At 44.0% G+C, this 20,972-nt stretch carries 16 protein-coding genes; 2 read left to right on the top strand and 14 right to left on the bottom strand.

Going from position 1 to position 20,972, the window contains the following annotated elements:
- Positions 1-53: 53 nt before the first annotated feature.
- The 14 genes from hisD to C233_RS0114450 all read right to left on the bottom strand — a co-directional run bounded on the left by hisD (position 54) and on the right by C233_RS0114450 (position 18,538).
- Positions 54-1,346, bottom strand: coding sequence for a histidinol dehydrogenase (gene hisD / locus C233_RS0114520; RefSeq protein WP_018668302.1), 1,293 nt, complete (start codon positions 1,344-1,346; stop codon positions 54-56).
- 13 nt (positions 1,347-1,359) lie between these two features.
- Positions 1,360-2,211, bottom strand: a complete 852-nt coding sequence (gene hisG / locus C233_RS0114515) for an ATP phosphoribosyltransferase (RefSeq protein WP_018668301.1) — start codon at positions 2,209-2,211, stop codon at positions 1,360-1,362.
- A gap of 310 nt (positions 2,212-2,521) precedes the next feature.
- Positions 2,522-3,013, bottom strand: a complete 492-nt coding sequence (locus C233_RS0114510) for a PaaI family thioesterase (protein ID WP_018668300.1) — start codon at positions 3,011-3,013, stop codon at positions 2,522-2,524.
- 108 nt (positions 3,014-3,121) lie between these two features.
- A complete protein-coding gene (locus C233_RS0114505; RefSeq protein ID WP_018668299.1) occupies positions 3,122-4,924 on the bottom strand; it encodes a glycerophosphodiester phosphodiesterase family protein in 1,803 nt (600 codons plus the stop codon).
- 129 nt (positions 4,925-5,053) lie between these two features.
- Positions 5,054-6,853 carry a RagB/SusD family nutrient uptake outer membrane protein gene (locus C233_RS0114500; protein ID WP_018668298.1) on the bottom strand — a complete coding sequence of 600 codons (1,800 nt, stop codon included), beginning with the start codon at positions 6,851-6,853 and terminating at the stop codon, positions 5,054-5,056.
- A 14-nt stretch (positions 6,854-6,867) separates the two neighbouring features.
- On the bottom strand, positions 6,868-10,227 hold the full coding sequence (locus tag C233_RS0114495) for a TonB-dependent receptor (RefSeq protein ID WP_018668297.1): 3,360 nt from the start codon (positions 10,225-10,227) through the stop codon (positions 6,868-6,870).
- Positions 10,228-10,497: 270 nt separating this feature from the next.
- Positions 10,498-11,481 carry a FecR family protein gene (locus tag C233_RS0114490; RefSeq protein WP_018668296.1) on the bottom strand — a complete coding sequence of 328 codons (984 nt, stop codon included), beginning with the start codon at positions 11,479-11,481 and terminating at the stop codon, positions 10,498-10,500.
- Between the two features lie 244 nt (positions 11,482-11,725).
- On the bottom strand, positions 11,726-12,328 hold the full coding sequence (locus C233_RS0114485) for an RNA polymerase sigma-70 factor (RefSeq protein ID WP_018668295.1): 603 nt from the start codon (positions 12,326-12,328) through the stop codon (positions 11,726-11,728).
- 252 nt (positions 12,329-12,580) lie between these two features.
- Positions 12,581-13,264 carry a DUF2490 domain-containing protein gene (locus tag C233_RS0114475; RefSeq protein ID WP_018668293.1) on the bottom strand — a complete coding sequence of 228 codons (684 nt, stop codon included), beginning with the start codon at positions 13,262-13,264 and terminating at the stop codon, positions 12,581-12,583.
- Between the two features lie 100 nt (positions 13,265-13,364).
- On the bottom strand, positions 13,365-14,639 hold the full coding sequence (locus C233_RS0114470; protein ID WP_018668292.1) for a histidine-type phosphatase: 1,275 nt from the start codon (positions 14,637-14,639) through the stop codon (positions 13,365-13,367).
- A gap of 238 nt (positions 14,640-14,877) precedes the next feature.
- Positions 14,878-15,393, bottom strand: coding sequence for a hypothetical protein (locus C233_RS0114465; protein WP_018668291.1), 516 nt, complete (start codon positions 15,391-15,393; stop codon positions 14,878-14,880).
- Positions 15,394-15,461: 68 nt separating this feature from the next.
- The gene (locus tag C233_RS0114460) at positions 15,462-16,121 is read right to left on the bottom strand and encodes a CatA-like O-acetyltransferase (RefSeq protein WP_025068934.1); all 660 of its coding nucleotides are present in this window, start codon (positions 16,119-16,121) and stop codon (positions 15,462-15,464) included.
- 60 nt (positions 16,122-16,181) lie between these two features.
- The gene (locus tag C233_RS0114455; RefSeq protein ID WP_018668289.1) at positions 16,182-18,215 is read right to left on the bottom strand and encodes a protein-disulfide reductase DsbD family protein; all 2,034 of its coding nucleotides are present in this window, start codon (positions 18,213-18,215) and stop codon (positions 16,182-16,184) included.
- A gap of 23 nt (positions 18,216-18,238) precedes the next feature.
- Positions 18,239-18,538, bottom strand: coding sequence for a Dabb family protein (locus C233_RS0114450; protein WP_018668288.1), 300 nt, complete (start codon positions 18,536-18,538; stop codon positions 18,239-18,241).
- A gap of 102 nt (positions 18,539-18,640) precedes the next feature.
- Here C233_RS0114450 and udk point away from each other — a divergent pair, with 102 nt between their 5' ends.
- A complete protein-coding gene (gene udk, locus C233_RS0114445; RefSeq protein ID WP_018668287.1) occupies positions 18,641-19,246 on the top strand; it encodes a uridine kinase in 606 nt (201 codons plus the stop codon).
- 137 nt (positions 19,247-19,383) lie between these two features.
- On the top strand, positions 19,384-20,721 hold the full coding sequence (locus C233_RS0114440; RefSeq protein ID WP_026314871.1) for an MltF family protein: 1,338 nt from the start codon (positions 19,384-19,386) through the stop codon (positions 20,719-20,721).
- The last annotated feature ends 251 nt before the right edge of the window (positions 20,722-20,972 follow it).

The following is a 20,972-nucleotide window of genomic DNA, read 5'->3' as shown; positions in this document are numbered from 1 at the left end:
AAGTGCTTGTGTTCAATTGCCTTATACTTACATTTATTACTTAATTATAGTTTTTAATGCCCGGCTTTCAACTTTCCCAGCCTGACAGTTACTGCATTTTTATGCGCATCCAGATGCTCGTTGGCAGCCATTTCCTCGATAGCAGACCCAATGGCGAGTATTCCTTCGGGGGTAATCTCCTGGAAAGTTATCTTGCGTATGAAGCTGTCGAGGCTCACACCGCTATATGCCTTGGCATAGCCGTTGGTAGGCAAGGTGTGGTTAGTACCGGACGCATAGTCTCCGGCGCTTTCCGGCGTCAGGGAACCCAGGAATACCGAACCGGCATTGACTATCCGCCCTGCAACGGACATATAATCCTCCGTCTCGATGATGAGATGCTCCGGTGCATAGGAATTCGTTAGTTCGATAGCTTCCTCCATATCGCGTACTGCAATCAGCTTGCTGTTGGCAAGGGATTTTTCCGCAATCTCCTTGCGGGGTAACAGAGCCAACTGGCGCTCCACTTCCTTTTTCACCGCTTGCAGCAGTTCGGGAGAGGTGGTAACCAGCATAGCCTGGCTGTCTACGCCATGCTCTGCCTGGCTCAGCAGGTCGGCAGCCACAAAAGCGGGATTGGCCGTTCCGTCCGCCAGCACTTCCACTTCCGAGGGACCGGCAGGCATGTCAATAGCTACATCGCGCAGGCTTACCAATTGCTTGGCAGCCGTTACGTATTGATTGCCCGGGCCGAATATCTTGTAGACTTTCGGTATGCTTTCCGTGCCATATGCCATTGCTGCAATGGCCTGTACGCCGCCGGCCTTAAAAATACGGCTTACTCCCGCCACCTTAGCTGCAAACAGTACGGCGGGATGCACCTTGCCGTCTTTGCCCGGAGGGGTACACAGCACTATTTCACGGCATCCCGCAATCTTTGCCGGAACAGCGAGCATCAGCACCGTGGAAAAGAGCGGAGCCGTTCCGCCGGGAATATACAGTCCTACTTTTTCTATGGCGACCGCTTTCTGCCAACAGGTTACTCCTGGCTGGGTTTCTACCCGCCTGCCTTCGAAACGTTGTGCCGCGTGGAATGTCTCGATATTCTGCTTTGCCAGGCGAATGGCTTTTTTCAGTTCTTCGCTCACCAGCGTTTCCGCCTCTTCCTGCTCCGCCTTCGTTACAGCCAGTGCAGCCAGCACAGCCTTATCGAACTTTTCTTCATATTCCAATACGGCACGGTCGCCTTCCGCCTTTACACGGTCTATAATAGCCCGTACCGTATCGAAAAGGTTCTCCGTATTCATTACCGGACGTTTCAATAATTCCGTCCATTGGGATTTATCAGGGTTGATGATTATATTCATAAGTTTAACGACTTTAAATTATCATTTTCTCAATCGGCAGCACCAGAATACCTTCCGCCCCCAGCGCCTTCAGTTTGCCGATAATCTCCCAAAAGCATTTTTCATCCAACACCGTATGCACAGAGCACCAGCCCTCTTGCGCCAACGGCATCACCGTGGGGCTTTTCATGCCCGGAAGCACGGCTACTATCTCGTCGAGCTTGTCTTTCGGAGCATTCATCAGCACATATTTTTTGTCTTCCGCAGTCTTTACCGCATCCATACGGAACAGCAGTTCTTTCAGTATCTCCTTCTTGTCCTCGCTCATATTCTTGTTGCCAATCAGCAGCGCTTCGGACTTCATCACCACTTCCACCTCTTTCAGGCGGTTACTCACCAACGTAGAGCCGGAACTCACGATATCGAAAATGGCGTCGGCAAGACCAATGCCCGGCGAAACCTCTACCGAACCGGTAATCACATGTATCTCCGCCTTCACTCCCTGCTCTTTGAGATAGCGGGAAAGGATACCCGGATACGACGTGGCAATCTTCTTTCCCTCAAACCACTGTACTCCAGGATATTCGACATCTTTCGGCAATGCCAGCGACAGGCGGCATTTACTGAATCCCAAGCGTTTTATAATCCCGGCATCTTCGTCCTTCTCCATGAACTCGTTCTCGCCTACGATACCCAAGTCGGCAACTCCTGTAGCCACTGTCTGCGGAATATCGTCGTCCCGCAAGAATAGCACTTCCAGGGGAAAGTTGGAGGACTGCACCAGCAACGTACGTTTCGTTGCACTCAGTTTAATATCCGATTCTTCAAGGAACGACATCGTCTCGTCGAAAAGACGGCCTTTAGCTTGCACTGCAATTCTTAACATGATTCGATTTTCTATTTAACGATTTATTATTCACTATTTCAACTTACGGCATGTTGTCCGTTTTGGCGCTCCGGACGGCGGAAAACGAAAAACGAGGTCTACCGCTGTTCGGTAAGCCTCGTTCTTTATATGTCCTTCGTTATACACATACACTCATACGCCCACCGAGTTATTCGTCAGGATGATAATGATGATAATGTGCAACGGTATTCTTCATGCTCTTTTTTATTTTCAATGCGACAAATGTAAACGATTTGTTTTAAACAGCCAAAGATTTATCACAAAAAGTTCATTTTTTCTTTCATTTTCATCAAATCAGCGGTAATATTTCATCCGGTTCTACATCGCAATGGTGAAAGCACATCTCTTTTTCGGCTTTCTCGCGGGGAAAGGTAAAATAGGTACAGGTAGCCTCCGTGCAGAGTTCGCCCATACTGTTATACAGCCTTGCCTCTATAACGGCGATATTACGCTTCTGCTCGCGCAGCGAGGCACGCAACACCACATGTGTATCGTCGGTAGATATGGACTTGCGGAAACGGGTTTCCATTTTAGATGTCACTCCGCCGGTCTGCAATTTACGGAATACCACCCAGCCGCAAATCTCGTCCAACAACACGGACTGAATGCCGCCATGCAATGTGTTCAACCACCCCTGATACTCCGGACGGGGCTTCCAGATGCTCACTACCTCATCGCCGTCTTCATAAAATTCCATTCTTACGCCCGCCTCATTGTCGGGGGAACAGCCGAAGCAGTTATAGCCTTCCATGCTTTTCCATGGGTTGATAATCTTCTTCATACAATATTCCTTTTATTTCCTCTCACAAAGATACGAATTCTTTATTATAGCAGAATAGAAGAAGTATAAAAACAATGTTCCCAACCAGTCTCTTTCATTTATGAGAATTCATCTATCTATTTGTATTTTCAGATAAGCACGATCATCAAATGAATAATTTCCTTTTTGTATTCCTTTAGTACTCTTATACAGCCGGATACATAAAGGATCTTTTTCCAAAATATCTGCTAAGTAACATTCCGACTCATGTAAAGTAGAATATAAATGAGGATAACCGTCAGAAGCCAATATCACTTCTTTCGCATCACCCACCGGAAAAATATTCACTTGCTCCATCTGTACAGTAAATCCGTCAAACACAGAAAAAGAGAACTGTTGTCCTTGTACCGGGCAATTCTGCAAAAATGCTTGTTTTTGCAGAAAAGGATAAATAAATTCCCGCCCCGGGTCACGAGACTCCAAATCTTTCATTGTAGCCCCACCCAACAAAGCAGCTTCGTTTACTACTGCACGAACATTCGCCATAATAGCATCGACCTCTTTCTCATTAGACGAATATAAATTATCAATGATGCACTGACAATCGCCTACCTGCCAGACTTCATTTCTGGCATAGCTGTAAATCACCCCATTAGCCGTAAAACGTTTACCCGGCTCAGCCTTCAATTCATCAAGCAGATTATGTTGCACATAAAAATCGTATATTTTTTTTGTTATCCGGCGAATGGCGTCAGCAGCGTCAATATCTTTCGGAAAATCACGTATAGCTTCCAAAACAAGTTCCATAGCCAACCTACCTGTTTTCTTACCTTCATAAGTGAAAGTAGATTTAGCCGTAGCCCCGTCAATCACCGCAGCAAAATAAGGAGTGACAATCATGCCATCCTCATTGGTCTGTGAGCTCTTCTTACCTTTCAGAAAACATTCCTCAACCTTAAAATAAGGAACGGAAGGAGCCTGAAATTCATTTTCCGATTGTAAATATGTCCAATCGCGTTCGCAATCCATAACTTTCGACTTATACTTCAAATAATCAATCAGGTACGCCGGACGGTCTGTTTGCAAAATCGTTGCACCTAAATTTTCTATTAGATAACCATACCCTTTATCCGGATTCACCAATGAGCAATCGTCATCATGTCCACCAGCATGTGTATCCCACAGAGTATTATACCAAATATGTGATTTCCCAGCCATTATCCTTTTCACCTCGTAGGGTAACGGATTCGTATCATGAGCGAATTTAAATTCGATAGCTACCGGTTTCAATATCCGAAGATAATCATTTAACTTACAGATAGCATCTTCATCATCCAAATTAACTTTTGGCATAAAGATTACTTTATCCAGATATTTTCCGTAATCGCGTTGTACATCTTCGGCCGACGCATCGCTTTTCATTATCACCAAATTAGTAGTTCCAGTCTTCTCCAATAATTCATAGACCTGATGAAAATAGTCAAAGGCCTTATCCAAGTTCAGCATCACCTTTCCTTTGGCTTCCAACAGCACTTCTTCCAGAGTAGGGACTTTATAGATAGTCTTGATATTACACCCGTTCCGCAACCGTAATCGCTTAATTTCCGCCAGTGTCAAGTCCTTAACATACCCTTTTCCAGTAGTTGTACGATCTACCTTGTCATCGTGCATTACTATCAGCTCGCCATCTTTTGTTCGTCCTAAATCTATTTCAACAATATCCACTCCCATCCGGATGGCATTCTTCACTGCCTCAACAGAATTTTCACAGGCATTTCTCCAGTCCCCTCGATGAGAAACGACCAGCACATCCTTATTATTAGGGTTAAACAATTTTTCACGAATAACTTCCACTTTATCTGTTCCCTGCGCCCGTATAACTACTTGGCAGAGCAACAAAAACAGTAAGATATAATTTCTTCTTTTTTTCATAACTCAGATGTATTCTTATTTTTATATTATTCGTATCTATCGCACTGAATGTAGTAAGAAATCTACTCTTTTCATATTACGTACACAAGAGATTCTTACCACATCCCAACTATGCTTTAATGCAAAGTACTAATAGTATCCCTCGTTTTGCTCCTCAGTAATCACACCAGCAGGATTCAATCTGTCAATATGCGTCTGAGGTATCGGGCGTAACTTATGGAATTCTTTCAAGCCAGTGGCATCCGGGTTAAATGTTTTTACCCACTCATAAAACTTCTCGGTACGTACCAAATCTTCCCAACGACAAGTTTCACCAAGCAGTTCCCGTCCCCGTTCGTCCAGCATAAATTCCACAAAATCCGTATTGCGCAGTTGAGCTTCAGTGACCTTAATCGCATCGAATGTACTATGTGTATCATTTACTCCTCCCTCAATGGTATAAAATTGTGGCGCCTTCACTTCCCCCTCATGCCATGCAGCACGTTCACGCACCTTATTCACATAAGTGGCAGCCAAATTATAATCACCTTTTCTCCCCGCAGCCTCGGCAGCAATCAGGTAAGTTTCTCCCAAACGCATCCGTACCCATTCGCGAGAGGACGCCTTCTCGGCAACCGACGGACGGTTAGGTGCCATATGCTTTATCAGATTAGGATAATGTTTCAAATCCTGCACTTCATACGGATAATAAGCATATTTTTTACCGGCACGTAGTTTCTTCATTTCCAAACTTTGCGCTTTAAAGCCTGTTTTTTCGACAGTATAATAAATGGCTGTATCACCTAAGGCAAACTTTTCTTTCCCTTCCACTTGTCCTTTGGCAGGATCGGGTGTGAAATATACACTTCCATCCTCTTCCAACTTCTTCCAAACAGGAATTGTTTCCTCGTTATTAGAAAGAAATGCCCAACGAAAACTCTTATAAAAACGAGAGTCATTCTTACGGTCGAATAAACCAAACAATGTTTTTTCGCTTGGACGGAACCGCTTGTATGGACGTCCGTAATTGATGTCACGCTGCATACCCGGTTCATCGTCATATACTGGCAACCAATATAAATGAAAAGTATTGCCACTATCATTAAAGATAGAATTGTTAGTAAATTGAATAGCAAAAATCACCTCCGAATTCCCCATATTATTGATATCCCATAAATCCGCAAAGTCCTCAAGCAGCTGATAATCTTTACCTTCCTTAATAACCTTTTCCGAATAATACAAAGCGCTATCCATGTCAGTAGATTTCTGTCCCCGCTTATCAGCAACCGCACTGCCCCGGGTGAGATAGACCTTTGCCAGCAGATGAGCCGCTGCATAAGAGGTGGCGCGTCCCTTTTCTTTAGTAGTAGGAGATAAGTTAGCAATACACTCCCGTAAATCCGTAATAATCTGTTTATAAACATCTTCAACAGAAGCTCTCTTAAAATCGGTTCTCACCTCCAAGCTGCCCTTCGTCACTAACGGAATGCGTCCGAACTGTTGCACCAAATCAAAATACAGAAATGCACGAATAAACTGCATTTCGGCATAACTTTGTTTCTTGTCGTTTTCACTCAGTCCAGAACCCAAGATACGTTCCATACCGATATTAGCTGTACCGATACCTTTATAATGATTCTCCCACATCTCGTCCAATATATCCAAATCCGGATTCAACTGCGTTCCATACATATTGAACGACGCTTTATAGTTACCATCACTTCCGGCGATGAATAAATCCGTACCCATCTCCGTCAAGACATCAAAGCGTTCACCGCCACATCCCCAACGCAGATAGCTGTAAGCAGATATGACGGCTGCATCCACTCCCTCCTTCGTTTCGTAATAATCATAAGTCAACTTCGGGGCTCCATCTTCACTCAGCCAGTCCGAGCACCCTACCAAAGCAGACGACAAGGCTATTACCATAAAAATTTTTATCGCTTTCATAATATTTTCTTTTTTTACATTGACAAATTAATACCGAACATCCAAGTGCTGTAACTCGGTGTTGTACGCCCGTTAGCACCTTCCGGGTCTATACCTGTAAAGTTGGTAAATATCGCCGGATTATTCACACTCAAGTAAATACGGATTTTATCCATCAGCATTTTCTTACTCCACATTTCGGGTAATGTATAACCCAAAGTAATATTCCGTATTCTGAGGAAATCTGCCTTGTCATACCCCAATGTAGAAATATAATCCAGTTTTTCCACATCCACACTCGGCCTTGGAAAAGCGTTGGTAGGATTGGTAGGAGTCCAGTAGTCCACTTTCACTGTATTACCTCGTCCCGGTTTTTCCATAAACTCAATCTCGTTTCTCAATAACCCGCCCACACTGGCATACAGAAACACAGACAAATCAACCCCCTTGAACTCAAAACTATTAACCATACTCGCTACAAACTTAGGGCGCATGCTTCCCAGTATTTGCTTATCTTCTTCCGTAATCTTATAGTCTCCATTCACATCCTCCAGCCGGATAGACCCAGGCTTAAAGTTAGCTCCATTCCCGTTGAACTTAGCCATTTCAGCCAAATCATTTTCCGTATTTTGCCAAATACCTATCTTCTTATAATTATAATAGACATCAATAGGTTGACCAATAAACCAAAGATTGCCCACATCGTCAATCTTTCCATTATACAATTCTACGATTTCCTCTTTATTGGCGGAAAAAGTCAAATCCGTACTCCAAGTAAAATTCCTGTTCATTATATTACGGGTATTCAACGTAATCTCAATACCTTTATTTCTGGTAGAGCCTACATTAGACATCACACTGGAAAAACCCGAAACCACAGGTAACTGGCGTTCGAGCAGCAAATCCTTCGTATTCTGAAGATATAACTCAATCGTACCGTTAATACGGTTTTTCAGGAAACCGAAATCGACACCTACATTCCATTGGTCAGTAGTCTCCCAGGTAAGCTGATTGTTTGCCATGACGGAAGGAGTATAGCCTATATATTCCGAACTTCCATTATTAAATACATAATGCCGCAAAGCCAGTTGTCCCTTAGTCTGATACGGGCTGACCGCAGAATTACCTGTCTTTCCGTAACCGACACGCAATTTTAGGTTATCCAACCAAAGAATTTTTTTCATAAACGGTTCATCACTGATACGCCAAGCCAATGCAGCAGAAGGAAAAAGTACCCATTTATGCCCCTCGGCAAGCCTGGAAGAACCGTCATAACGGGCAGACAACGTTAACAGATAACGTCCCATATAGCCGTAATTGATGCGTCCCATAAAAGAAGCCATATTCCATTTTATATAGCCACTCTCCACCCCATCAATCATCAATCCGGAAGCCAAATCATAATACTTTAGAATGTCAGAAGGCAATTTTTGTACTTTCCCGCTAAGGTCTTCCTGCAAATCCTGTTGAATGGATTGCAGCAAGGTCACGCCTAATGAATGCTTTTTATTGAAATCACGACTGTATGAAAAGTAGTTTTCCCACGTCAACATCGTATATTTAATTACGGAGTTAGAAGTAAAAGAGTTTCCTAATTGACGTTCGGTAGTAGCGGAAGCAAAATATTCATAATCCTGTTCCGTTCGAGAGTCTATACCCAGATTGGAACGAAAAGCAAGACCTTTTACCGGGAGTTTTATATCTGCAAAGTAACTACCCAAAAATCGGCTGTTTTTCAGCGGACGATCTACAGCTCCGTCTACCATATTCATCAATGGATTATACATTTGTGAGTCACCACCTACCAATCCGGGATAAGTTCCGTCCTCATTCTGAAATTTCCCAAGCGGAGTGATACGATACAAGTATATATCTTCTTCCATACCGCTTCCACGATTTTGTACAGAATGAGAATATTGCGTCTGCCCTCCTATCTTTATATATTCATTTATTTTGTGGTTAAGATTGAAACGAATGGAGAACCGTTCATAATTCTGATCTTTCATAATACCATTGTTTTTATTGTAAGTGGCTGAGGCCATGAAGTTTGTTTTTGCCCCACCACCTCTTACATTCACCTGATGGTCTGTAACAATACCGGTACGGGTAACTTGGTCGAACCAATCGAATGAACGAATCTTGGACGGATTATAATTTCCATTCTCGTCGTATGCCATCATCACAGATTCGAGTACATAGGCATCCTGCTTAAACATAGGTAGCAGCATATCCAACTCTTTATTGGGAACATCGGACAAGTATTTATTGGAACCTGTACTATTTCTATATGCTTCGCGCGTATATTCTGCATATTCAGCACCGTTCATCATTTCCAGTTTGTTCTGTATGGTCTGTATTCCCACATACCCATTATAGTCAACGTGTGTTCTTCCCTCTTTACCTTGCTTGGTAGTAATCAAAATAACACCGTTAGCACCACGCGAACCGTAAATAGCCGTTGCCGAAGCATCTTTAAGTACTTCCATGGATTCAATTTCCGCCGGGCTAATCTCGCCCATCCCTCCTGTCACCGGAATACCGTCTATTACGAACAACGGATCATTGCTGGCATTAATGGAACGCTTTCCGCGAATCAAGATAGAAGGCGATGAACCCGGTGACCAATTCGACGTAGATACCACTACTCCTGAAGCACGTCCTTGCAAAGCCTCTACAGCCGTAGTAGCCGGTACGGCAGATATGGTTTCAGCATTCAAGGAAGCCACAGAACCAGTCAGGTCACGTTTCTTTACAGTGCCATAACCAACAACTACAACCTCATCCAAAAGTTCATTATCTTCTTTCAAAGTAATCGTTGCCAAATTTTCATTATTCGCCTTAAATTCCACCGTTTTATAACCAATATACGAAAAAGATATTATTCCGTCTTCCGGAACATCAGACAAAGTATAGTTCCCATTAACATCGGTAATAATGCCATTGGTAGTACCTTTCAATACTACACTGGCACCAATTACCGGTTCTCCTGCCTGGTCGACAACCCTACCCGTAATCGTTGTAACCTTGACTTGCTTTTCCTCATCCATATTTTTCTGTTTACCCACAGAAATCGTATTATTTTCCCTATTGAAATATAATTTTGTTTGCAAAGAAATCTCGTCTAAAACAGATTGCAAAGAAGCATTATTAACATTTAAAGACACGCGGGGTGCGCTATTCACGATTGTCTGGTCATAGAAAAACTTCAACCCGGTTTGTAGGCTTAATCGATTAAAAACATTTTCTACCGTCTCATTTTGGACATTCAACGTAATGTTGTTCCGATTTTGTGCCAGGACATAATGGGGTGTAAATGAAAAGCATACGAAAAGTAAAAAAGCTAAAAACTTATAGGTATTTTTACTTTTCCTTTTAAGATTAAAAAGAATATTCATAAATTTGTGCGTTTTAGTAATTGAATAAATTATTTAAAACAATGGTTTGTAATACGCGATACGTTATTCACACGGGTCGAAACGAATGAATATTTGTCCGGATTACGGAATAGGGGCTTCTCTGAGAGACGGCTCCTATTTTTTCTTGAAAAATAGATTAAGTCGATGTTTTCATTTCTGTCTTTTTTAGAATTAAAGGTTAATATTCACAGGACTTATATACAATACACACTCACTTCCAGCAACAGGAGTGCAATTAATATATTTTCACTATTTATATAATAGAATGTGGCTTCCTTTTTTTCTATAATGAATACCGCTTGTATACTCAATAGACTGTAACACAGCCTCCAAGCTTTTATTATCATGTTCTCCCGATATAAGATTATCAAATTCCTGCCCTTCGGCAAAAGTAATACGGCAGTTATACATACGTTCCAATTCTTTAGCTACATCACGTATCGGGGTACTATTAAACCGCAATCCTCCTTTTCGCCAAACAGCTACCCCACGTTCTTCACGCCTCTTGTTGTACTCCCCCGAAACGGTATTTATAAGAATTTGTTCTTTAGCCTTCAGACGCATCATTGCTTCGGGTAAGTCTACTTGGACTTTACCACTTTCCACGTCTACCGAAACAAGCTCGTCAGAGGAGTAAGATTTGACATTGAAGCAAGTACCCAATACACGCACATCAAAACGGTGAGTGTTTACGATAAAAGGGTGCTCCTCATTATGATACACGCGAAAATACCCCTCGCCTTCCAATTCCACCTTGCGTTCTTTACCTGCAAAATGATTCGGATAACGAATGCGAGAACAAGAATTCAAAGTAAGTTGCGTACCGTCCGGCAGTAGTATTTGTTTACGCTCACCATAAGAAGTAGAAGCCTCCCAATAAGTAACTTGTTGTTCGTTTATATAATTCAGATAACTGATACTACCTACAACAAGACAGACTACCGCAGCTACGCTTGCTGCCACCAATGCAACGCGGCGCATCCACATATGCTTTTTATGCTCAATATGTTTTAGCAATAATCGTGCTTCCCTTTTGTATTGTTCCCGCTCAAGGTCGGTCTGCGGTTGTTGCAAAGAAGATTCTTCCCACACATCGGCCGCCAAATCTTGAAACATATCGGCATCATGTTCCGGATTCCGGAACTCGCTCATCAGCTTACGGGCATCTTCCGTTGTATATAAATTGTCCAGATAACGGCGAAACAGAGATTTGCTATTTTCATTATGTTCCATAATTCATGATTTAAGACATAAGGACTATCAAAATTATGCCTTTTATATAGAGTATACACATAAGAAAAAAGGGACTGGGGTGTGATTAATATTTTTTAAGAGATAAAATCCACTAAAAGACATATATAGGAAGTTAATATAATATTTTTAGGAAGTTAACTTATCGAACATCAATCAGTTAACATCATTACTGTTATGTAGTTAATTTATTATCAAAGAAGAAGTTAACTTCTATTGTAAGTTTTTATAAATTCAGACAAATAAGAAACAGGACAAGCTCGGCGCCAATTACCGAATTCTTCTCCAAGCAAGTACGTAGTGTCCTTAAAGATATGGAAATAGACTCCTGTACCGTATTAACAGAGATACCTAACGCTTCAGCTATTTCACGGTGTGACATCTGTCGTTCTCTGCTCATTTCGAAAATTTCGCGTTGGCGGGGCGTCAACTGCTGTAATGCACGGGAAATAAATTGCCGCAAATCATTGACAAGAATTTCATCTTTCGTCTCATTGGTATAATTTACTGCCTGTGAAAAAATTTGTTCTCTGAGTTTATCCCGATTGGCTAAATCGCGTAATTGATTCAATATGCGATTACGCATAATCGTATATAGATAAGCGGAGAACGATGCATCCGGATTAATGAAACGGCGACTTTGCCAAACAATCGTAAAAGCATCCTGAAAGATATCTTCCGCATATTCACGCGATTTCAAAAAACGCATTGCAAAATATATCAGGCGATTCTTATAAGCAGCATAGAGTTCACAAAAAGCATCTTCATCTCCTTCAATCAGTTGAAGGACAAGGGCGCGTTCATCAATGGAAATATCTGCTGCGTACATGTTATATATTTATTTTCGGACACAAAGGTATCGTTACAATGTTACAAACGTATGTAAATTCCGGGAAATAAAAAAGGAAAAAACAAGATTCTGTTCTTCATTATACTGAATTCCCATACAGGGATGTACGACTACTGCCGGAATAACTTTTCGCTGAACAACGGTTTCGGTACGCTGCAAATACGTATAGGGGCAATTCCTATCCGAAATAAAAGAATGTCGGAAGGAAAAACGATGACAGTCCGGTTGTAATCAGAAAGTATAGGTACAAGCCACTCCGACTATATCTTTCCGTGCCTTGCTCTCCCATTGCCGGCAATAGAAGATATCGGCTTCCCAATCGGAAGAAAGGGGTAAGGTCACCCCACCACGATAACGCATGCGTTGTACATCAAACCGTTCTCCGCGATTCAGCCCGTTATACATTTCGACAGAGGCATACGGTTCTATCTTGCACTGGGGAATATCATAGGCCAGCTTGATGCGCGAACGCCAGTAAAGTTCATCGTCGCTACGTTCAAGGGTGTGCTGGAAGCGTTCGCGAAGCGAGACTTTCAGCCTTTGTACACGTGTAGAAAGTGTTCCGTCAAAACGGTAGCGGTGACGGAATTTCCAACCGGCGCCCCCGCGGTTACGGTAATGTACCTCGTATCCTGCACCTACTTTCAAAAAAGGGCATACTGCGTATGTACCGCCTACATCCAGCCCCCAGCGGTCAGTTTTATCAAGATTGTCCTTGGTACGCCACTCTAAATTACCGGATAGGGTGAACGTCGGTTTTACTTTATATTTAAAACCGGCACTCGCCCATGTAGTGAAGTCCCTCTCCTGTGCATACAGGGAAACGGGCACGGCACATGCCAACGCTACCAACAAACTACAGATTCTCCATATACCGGAAGTCGTCTTTACCATAATTATCTCAGAATATATCATTTAGCATTTCGTTTGCGCAAAGCTAAAGATTAATTCTGGAATAATTCTATAATATCATATTTCTTTGGCCGGAGATTGTTTTTTGCAGTTAGTTACCCGGCTATTTCCTCAAAGCCGCAAGCTTATTCCTGTAATAAAGCTCTACATCTTTCCAATGGTAGTAAGGAGCGGCATCGCTTTTGACGGGTAGGCGGGCTTCGTGCTCGTTAAGCAGAACCTTTACCAAAATATCGTCGCTTCCTTTTTTACGGTAGAACACAAACTGTATGTTACAGGCCATAGGGAAAATCTTGTAATTGCGCCATGTGGCATCGAGCTTGCTAAGGTCGGCAGTCCGGTATCCGCAATCGTCCAGTTCCAGCAAGCAGGCCAAAGGGAGAAGGCAAGACTCGTGACCGAAACGCAAAGTGGCGTAACTGTCTTTTTTCACTATGCAAGTATCTGCCGTATTCAGGATATTTTCCAATAGATTGGCCTCTATGGAAGGCATCTCCCCCTTGGTCAACGGAGACGGGCCATGGGAGATATACCACCCTTTGTTGCTCAGTTGCCACAAATCGTAACACTCCTCTTTCGTGAAAAGGGAATAAAGCTCCATATCGGTATCATGGCTCTGCATATTGCTTGCCACGTTGAACAGAGAAATCATCAGTTCGCCTGCATTTACTTTCCACTTCAGATAGTCAGCATCGGTGAATAAAGTTTTCATCAGGCGTTCGGGATGTAGGTGTTCTTCCCTGATAGCCTTCTTCGCCGCTTCCACTTCCGGCAATTTACGTATCTCCCTGATGCGCGGCTCGCCGCTGAAATTCATATAATACATATCATGGTAGCTGGCATCGTTCTTGAACTGTAGTTTCGGGTTCAATGCCTGCAGTTGCATACATTCGGCCATCATGGACAGAATACAGCGTATAACGACCGTGGAGCGTGCATCGATTTCAATCTGTCCCTTGAAGATTTCGGGAAAATTCCTGTACATCCTTGCGGCAATGCCTCTGTGTTGGCGTGCGCCCAAAGGGGTAAGCTCGCCATATCTGCCTTTCGCCATACGCGATATACTGTCCAGTACACAGAGTGTTTTCTTGCCGAGCTCGGTAAGCACTCCGTTACGGTCGGCTTCGCGCATTACTTCCAGCGGCTTCTCGTAATCATCGGGACTGATGAGGAAACGGGAACCGTGACGGGCGTAATGGCTCAAGTAGAAAGGTTTGTAACCGGCAGGCGGAGCTGTCAGTTCGGCGGTAACGGCCGGATAAGCATAGTAATTGGCAGCAGAACGGTGAATATCTGCAAAAATTTCTTCTTTAGCAGTCTGAGCACTCGTTCCGAGTACCAGAAGACAAAGGACTGACAGTAAAAACAAGCGTTTCATAGTCGTTTATTTTGGATTTTAACAGTTTGATATACTCAATCGAAGAGCAAGCTTTTATCAAGGTATTCGATAAACAGAGGGAGCGATTCGATAACCGTACGGCTTTCAGCAGCTCACATGAAACGATGTTCCAAATAACTTTTTTACAAAAATACGATAATTCCCCGAACGGACATCATATCAGGCCGCTTTTTCGACGCCGCACACGGAGTATTCAAGAACTTCCGCCGCCGGAGGCTTATATATCGTCTACATTTATCCGGTAGCTCTTGTCTATCAAGACATAATTGTACTTTCTCGATATACATTGTTCCAGATTATACCGGTTGGCTTCGCTCATTTCCTCGAAGGCCGTATCTGCCGGCAGCCTTTGCTCTATGACATTCTCGTACTTCAGGATATCCCGGAAATTGTGCTTTATATACTCCTGGCTGAATATAAGGCAGATGTATTTTATCTGTCGCATGTATTCATCCGTAAAGTCTTTTTCCCAGCCGAAAGGGATATAGCACCCTTCGACAATTATATGTTGGGAGTTCTCGATGCAGGTTTTTATCATTTCCCTGACAATAGGCCACAGGTAATTTGTAAGCTCCGCATCATTGCTTTCGGCAGATAATTTGCACTGTCCGCTCCTGATGAGCCCCATTTTCAAATGGTCTATCGACAAATAAGGATACCGGTACTTCTCCAATAACTTTTGCGCCAAGAGGGTTTTCCCGGTATGCGTACCTCCTGCTATTAGAATAACCATAATTTTATAACTCCGTATTAACGTGCAACGTTCCGGATTCTTTTTGCGCGATATGCTTATCCGGTAATTTACCCGCGTGAGATTTCTTTCAGGTATTTCTCTATTTTCTCAAAAAAGGAAGCCAGGTGCGAACCGTCTACAAAGGCATGGTTCACATATATGGAAAGCGGAAAGACCAGGCGTTCTCCACGGGACACGACTTTACCCGCCGTCATCAACGGGTGGCTGCAACCGTTACCGGCTTCGGCAACGGTATAGGTAGTCGATGTGAAATACATCTTGGGCACTGCACTTAAATGTACCACATCGTAATCTCCTTGCTGCATCAATGTTTTCTCTGCCCCGTAAGGGTCTCCGTCCTCGGGGATATCCGTTATCAAAGTATGCGCTTCGGCGTAGAAACGCTTGAAATCCTCGTGATATGGAATACGGACTGTATAAAAAGTTCTGCCCGGAACTGCAATCGGCGAAATGATGTCTACCCGGTCGTGAAAAACGACTTGTCCGTCCTTGTCTATACGGTAGCGCAGCTCGTTCACCTCATTGGCCGAGCGGAGAACTGCGTACAGGTAATAAAGGAAGAACGAATGCTTCGCTTTCTTCGCGGCAGCACTTGCCTCCGTACAGTCTATTTCGGTTGTTACCGAATACCAGGAATTTAAAAATGTACGGAAGAAGCCGTAATTGTCGCGGCGTTCCCAAGTGTCGATGTCGATAATGTGTTTCATAAATAAAAAATGAGCTATGAAAAAAGGACGCTTACACAGCATCCTTTTTCCGATTTAATCTTATTGTTTCTCTTTTTTGTAATTTTCCAGCCCTGTCTGCAAGAACTCAATGTATTTGGGAATACTTTCATCGTACGAATACGACTTGTTGAGCGGCTCTCCTTCATTGTTAATCAATACATAGAAAGGTTGTGCATTAGCGCCGAACTTAACGCGCTGCAAGTAGCTCCATTTGTCGCCCACCGTACGTAATGTACGCTCCGTACCATTCTCCATTATCTTCACCGGAGAAGGGAGCGGAGTTTTGTTGTCTACATAGAGTGTAATCAGTACATAGTCGTTATTGATAATATCGCTCACCTTCGGATTAGTCCATACGGCAAGCTCCATTTTGCGGCAGTTTACACAACCGTAGCCGGTAAAGTCCAGCATAACCGGTTTGCCGTGTTGACGGGCGTATTCCATGCCGAGGTCATAGTCGTCGAACTTGGCATGTACCTCATTATTATAAAGATTGAAATCCTGTGTCTGCATAGGCGGTGCAAAAGCGCTGACCGCCTTCAACGGCGCTCCCCACAGGCCGGGAAGCATATATACGGCAAATGCCAGGGAAGCCAGCGCCATAAAGAAGCGGGGTACACTGACTTTCGTGTCGTCATCGTCATGCGGAAACTTGATTTTGCCCAACAGATAGAAACCGAGCAAGGCAAACAATACAATCCACAAGGCAAGGAAGGTTTCACGGTCGAGGATACGCCAACCGTAGGCTAAATCGGCTACGGAAAGGAATTTCAAGGCGAACGCCAATTCCAGAAAGCCGAGTGTCACCTTGATAACATTCATCCAGCCGCCGGACTTGGGCATCGACTTCAGCCAGGACGGGAACAAGGCAAACAGAGTGAACGGCAATGCCAAGGCAATGGCAAATCCCGACATTCCGATAGCCGGAGCTATCATATTACCGGTAGTGGAGACTTGCACCAGCAGGAAACCTATAATGGGACCCGTACATGAGAACGATACCAGTGACAAGGTGAATGCCATTAAGAATATACTAAGCAAACCGCCGGTCTTTTCCGCTTTAGAGTCTACCGCATTGCTCCATTTGGAAGGAAGCGTAATTTCAAAAGCGCCGAAGAAGGAAGCGGCAAAAACGACCAGCATCAAACAGAAGAAGATGTTGAAAACGGCATTCGTGGATAATGAATTCAGGGCATTGGCGCCGAAAATCCCGGTTACCAACAATCCCAAACCGACATATATCACTACGATAGATGCACCGTACGTCCAGGCATCCCGAATGCCTTTTTTCTTGTCTTTGCTGCGTTTCAGGAAGAAGCTGACAGTCATCGGGATAATAGGCCATACGCAAGGTGTGAACAATGCCAGCAATCCGCCGATAAATCCGGTCACGAAGATATAAATCCAGGACATATCTTCCTGGGAAACGGGTTCGCCCAACGCTTTCAGCTCTTTGATTACCGGTTTCCAAAGGTCTACTGCCGCATTATCAGAAACAGTTATTCCAGTGACTCCTTCCGCTCCGCCGATAATGGCCGCATCCGCCTGGGGGGTAGCTCCAGAAGCCGTTTCCTGCTGAACGGAGGGGGCGGCAGCAGTCGTTTCTTTAGTTGTTACGCCTTCCGCTTTGCCCGAAAACTTAAACGGCACTTGGGTAGGAGGTAAACAGTTTTCATCATTACAAGCTCCATACTCCAAGTAACCTTCTATCTTATATGCCCCGCCGGTCAACTTCAATTTCTGTACAAACTGTACGGCATCCGCAAAATAGCGCACTTTCATTTCGAACAACTTATCGAATGCGGCGATTTCCTTTCCTACGGGTTGCAGCTTACCTATAAGCTCCGCACCCGACATTTCTTCGATATTGAACGTTGCGGAAATAGGGCCTCCGTCTCCCAAATCGGTAGAATACACATGCCAGCCTTTATCGATAGTCCCGGTAAATACCACCTCGACTTCGCCTGTCTGCAAAGTTTTCAGTTCGGACTTGAACTTGACCGGCTCTTGTATCTGTGCCTGTACCGCCACGGTGAATAGCAACAGGAGAATGGAGAATATACTTTTCTTCATTGTTTCTTGTTTCGTTTTTTTATTTATACTTCATAGTCCACGCAGGCGCGGCTTTCCTTAACTCCGGCAATGAGTTTGCCGGCGGCTACATGGTCTGGGTGCGTAGCATAGGACTTGACATCGTCCAGCGTATCGAATTCGCTGTAAAGGGCAATGCTCCAGGTTTCGGAGGGGTTGATATTCAATCCGACTTCAATCTTACGGATAACGGGTATTTTGGCAGGAAGGGCTTCGATAGCCTCCTTGAAATTATTCATTGCAGCTAACTTTTCGTCAGCAGGCGCTTCGTCTTTCAGCTTAAACAATACAATATGCTTTACCATAACTTTGTTATTTAAATGATTTATATCTATATTTGTCAACCGAAACGGTTGCTTTTAGAACCGCAAAAATACTCGTTTTGTTTCAAATATACACTTAAACGGATGTTAATAATAGGAATTGCAGGCGGAACCGGGTCGGGAAAGACCACCGTCGTACGTAAAATTGTCGAAAGCCTGCCGGCGGGTGAAGTGGTGCTGTTACCTCAGGATTCTTACTACAAAGACAGTAGCCATGTGCCCGTAGAAGAGCGGCAGAACATCAATTTTGACCACCCGGATGCTTTCGACTGGGGACTGTTGTCCAAGCATGTATCCATGCTGCGCGAAGGCAAAAGCATCGAACAGCCCACCTATTCGTACCTGACATGTACCCGCCAGCCCGAAACCGTTCATATCGAACCCCGGGAGGTTATCATCATCGAAGGTATTCTTGCCTTGTGCGACAAGAAACTGCGCAGCATGATGGACCTTAAAATCTTTGTGGATGCAGACCCCGATGAACGTCTCATCCGTGTCATCCAACGCGATGTCATAGAACGGGGACGCACGGCGGAAGCTGTCATGGAGCGTTATACCCGCATCCTGAAACCTATGCACCTGCAATTCATTGAACCGTGCAAGCGCTATGCCGACCTTATCGTACCGGAAGGCGGAAATAACCAGGTGGCAATCGACATCCTGACGATGTATATCAAGAGGCATTTATAAAAACCGGAACCGAGAGTTGGAAATAATCCGAATAACTTAATCGTGCGTATATGACTGACAATCCCTCCCCTGCCAAGCACAAACCGTCCATTTTCAATTGGCAATTATCCGTTGCAATACTTTTGCTCTGCTGTATCATGGGATGCCGCGGCAACCGCAGTACGGCACATGAGAAAGAGGAAATCAGCGATTTGCAACAGATAAAAGACAGCGGAGAGTTGGTAGTGCTGACTTTATACAGTTCTACGTCCTATTTTATCTATCGCGGCCAGGATATGGGGTTTCAATATGAGCTGAGTGAACAGTTTGCCCAAAGTCTCGGTGTAAAGTTGAAGATAAAAGTTGCCAAGAGTGTACACGACCTCATTGAAAAGCTCCTTGCCGGCGAAGGCGACCTCATAGCCTATAACCTACCTATAACCAAGGAATGGAAAGACAGCCTGACTTATTGCGGCGAAGAAGTGATTACGCATCAAGTTATCGTACAGCGTACCGGCGGACGTGCCAAGCCACTGAAAGATGTAACGGAACTTATCGGAAAGGATGTATATGTGAAACCCGGTAAGTATTATGAACGGCTTGTCAACCTGGACAAGGAACTGGGCGGCGGCATCCGTATCCATAAGGTAAGTAACGACAGTATCACGATAGAAGACCTTATCACGCAAGTGTCGCAGGGTAAGATAGCTTATACCGTAGCGGATAATGATGTTGCCCGGCTCAATACCACATACTATCCCAACTTGAATATCGGGCTTTCTATCAGTTTCGACCAACGGGCTTCGTGGGCTGTGCGCAAAGACTGTCCGCAACTGGCAGAGGCTGCCAACAAATGGCACGAGAATAATATGACTTCTCCTGCTTACACGGCAAGTATGAAACGATATTTCGAAATCAGCAAGGCTGTTCCCCACTCTCCGATTCTGTCTCTGCGGGAAGGAAAAATATCGCATTTCGACCACCTTTTCAAGAAATATGCATCTGATATCAATTGGGACTGGCGTTTACTGGCATCCCTGGCTTATACGGAATCCAACTTCGACACCACTGCCGTTTCGTGGGCGGGTGCAAAGGGCTTGATGCAGTTGATGCCTGCCACAGCCCGTGCAATGGGAATGCCGCCGGGAAAAGAGCAAAACCCGGAAGAGAGTATCAAAGCCGCCACAAAGTACATTGCCATTACTACCAGGAGTTTTTCGGCAATCCCCAAAGAAGAACAGATTAATTTCGTGCTGGCATCGTACAATTCCGGCATCGGGCATGTACTTGACGCCATGGCATTGGCAGAGAAGTACGGAAAGAATAAATATGTATGGCGGGATAATGTGGAGAACTTCATCCTCTTGAAAAGTAATGAGGAATACTTCACAGACCCGGTTTGCAAGAACGGTTATTTCCGTGGTATAGAGACTTATAACTTCGTAAGGGACATTACTGCAAGGTTCGAACAGTATAAGAAGAAGATAAAGAATTAATGCAAATTATATAGGGGTCACCACAGATTGTACGGATTGACACGGATTTTTTAATTTCTTAGCGGATGATATAGATTTCACAGATTTTATTTTAGGGATATTCAGTAAATGTCCCTAAAAATCAAGATGGCATATGAAGATGATAGAGCATACTCACTTCATATGCCATTTTTATAGTCCTATTCCTGTAATTTCTCACACAATCTTACCCTACAAGACATGACGCTCGGGAAGAAGTCTGAAGACATCTT

The organism is Bacteroides gallinarum DSM 18171 = JCM 13658, from assembly GCF_000374365.1.
GTDB classification, from domain to species: Bacteria; Bacteroidota; Bacteroidia; order Bacteroidales; family Bacteroidaceae; genus Bacteroides; species Bacteroides gallinarum.
Note: the sequence above shows the minus strand (reverse complement) of the source record. Positions and strands in the feature narration are given on the sequence as shown.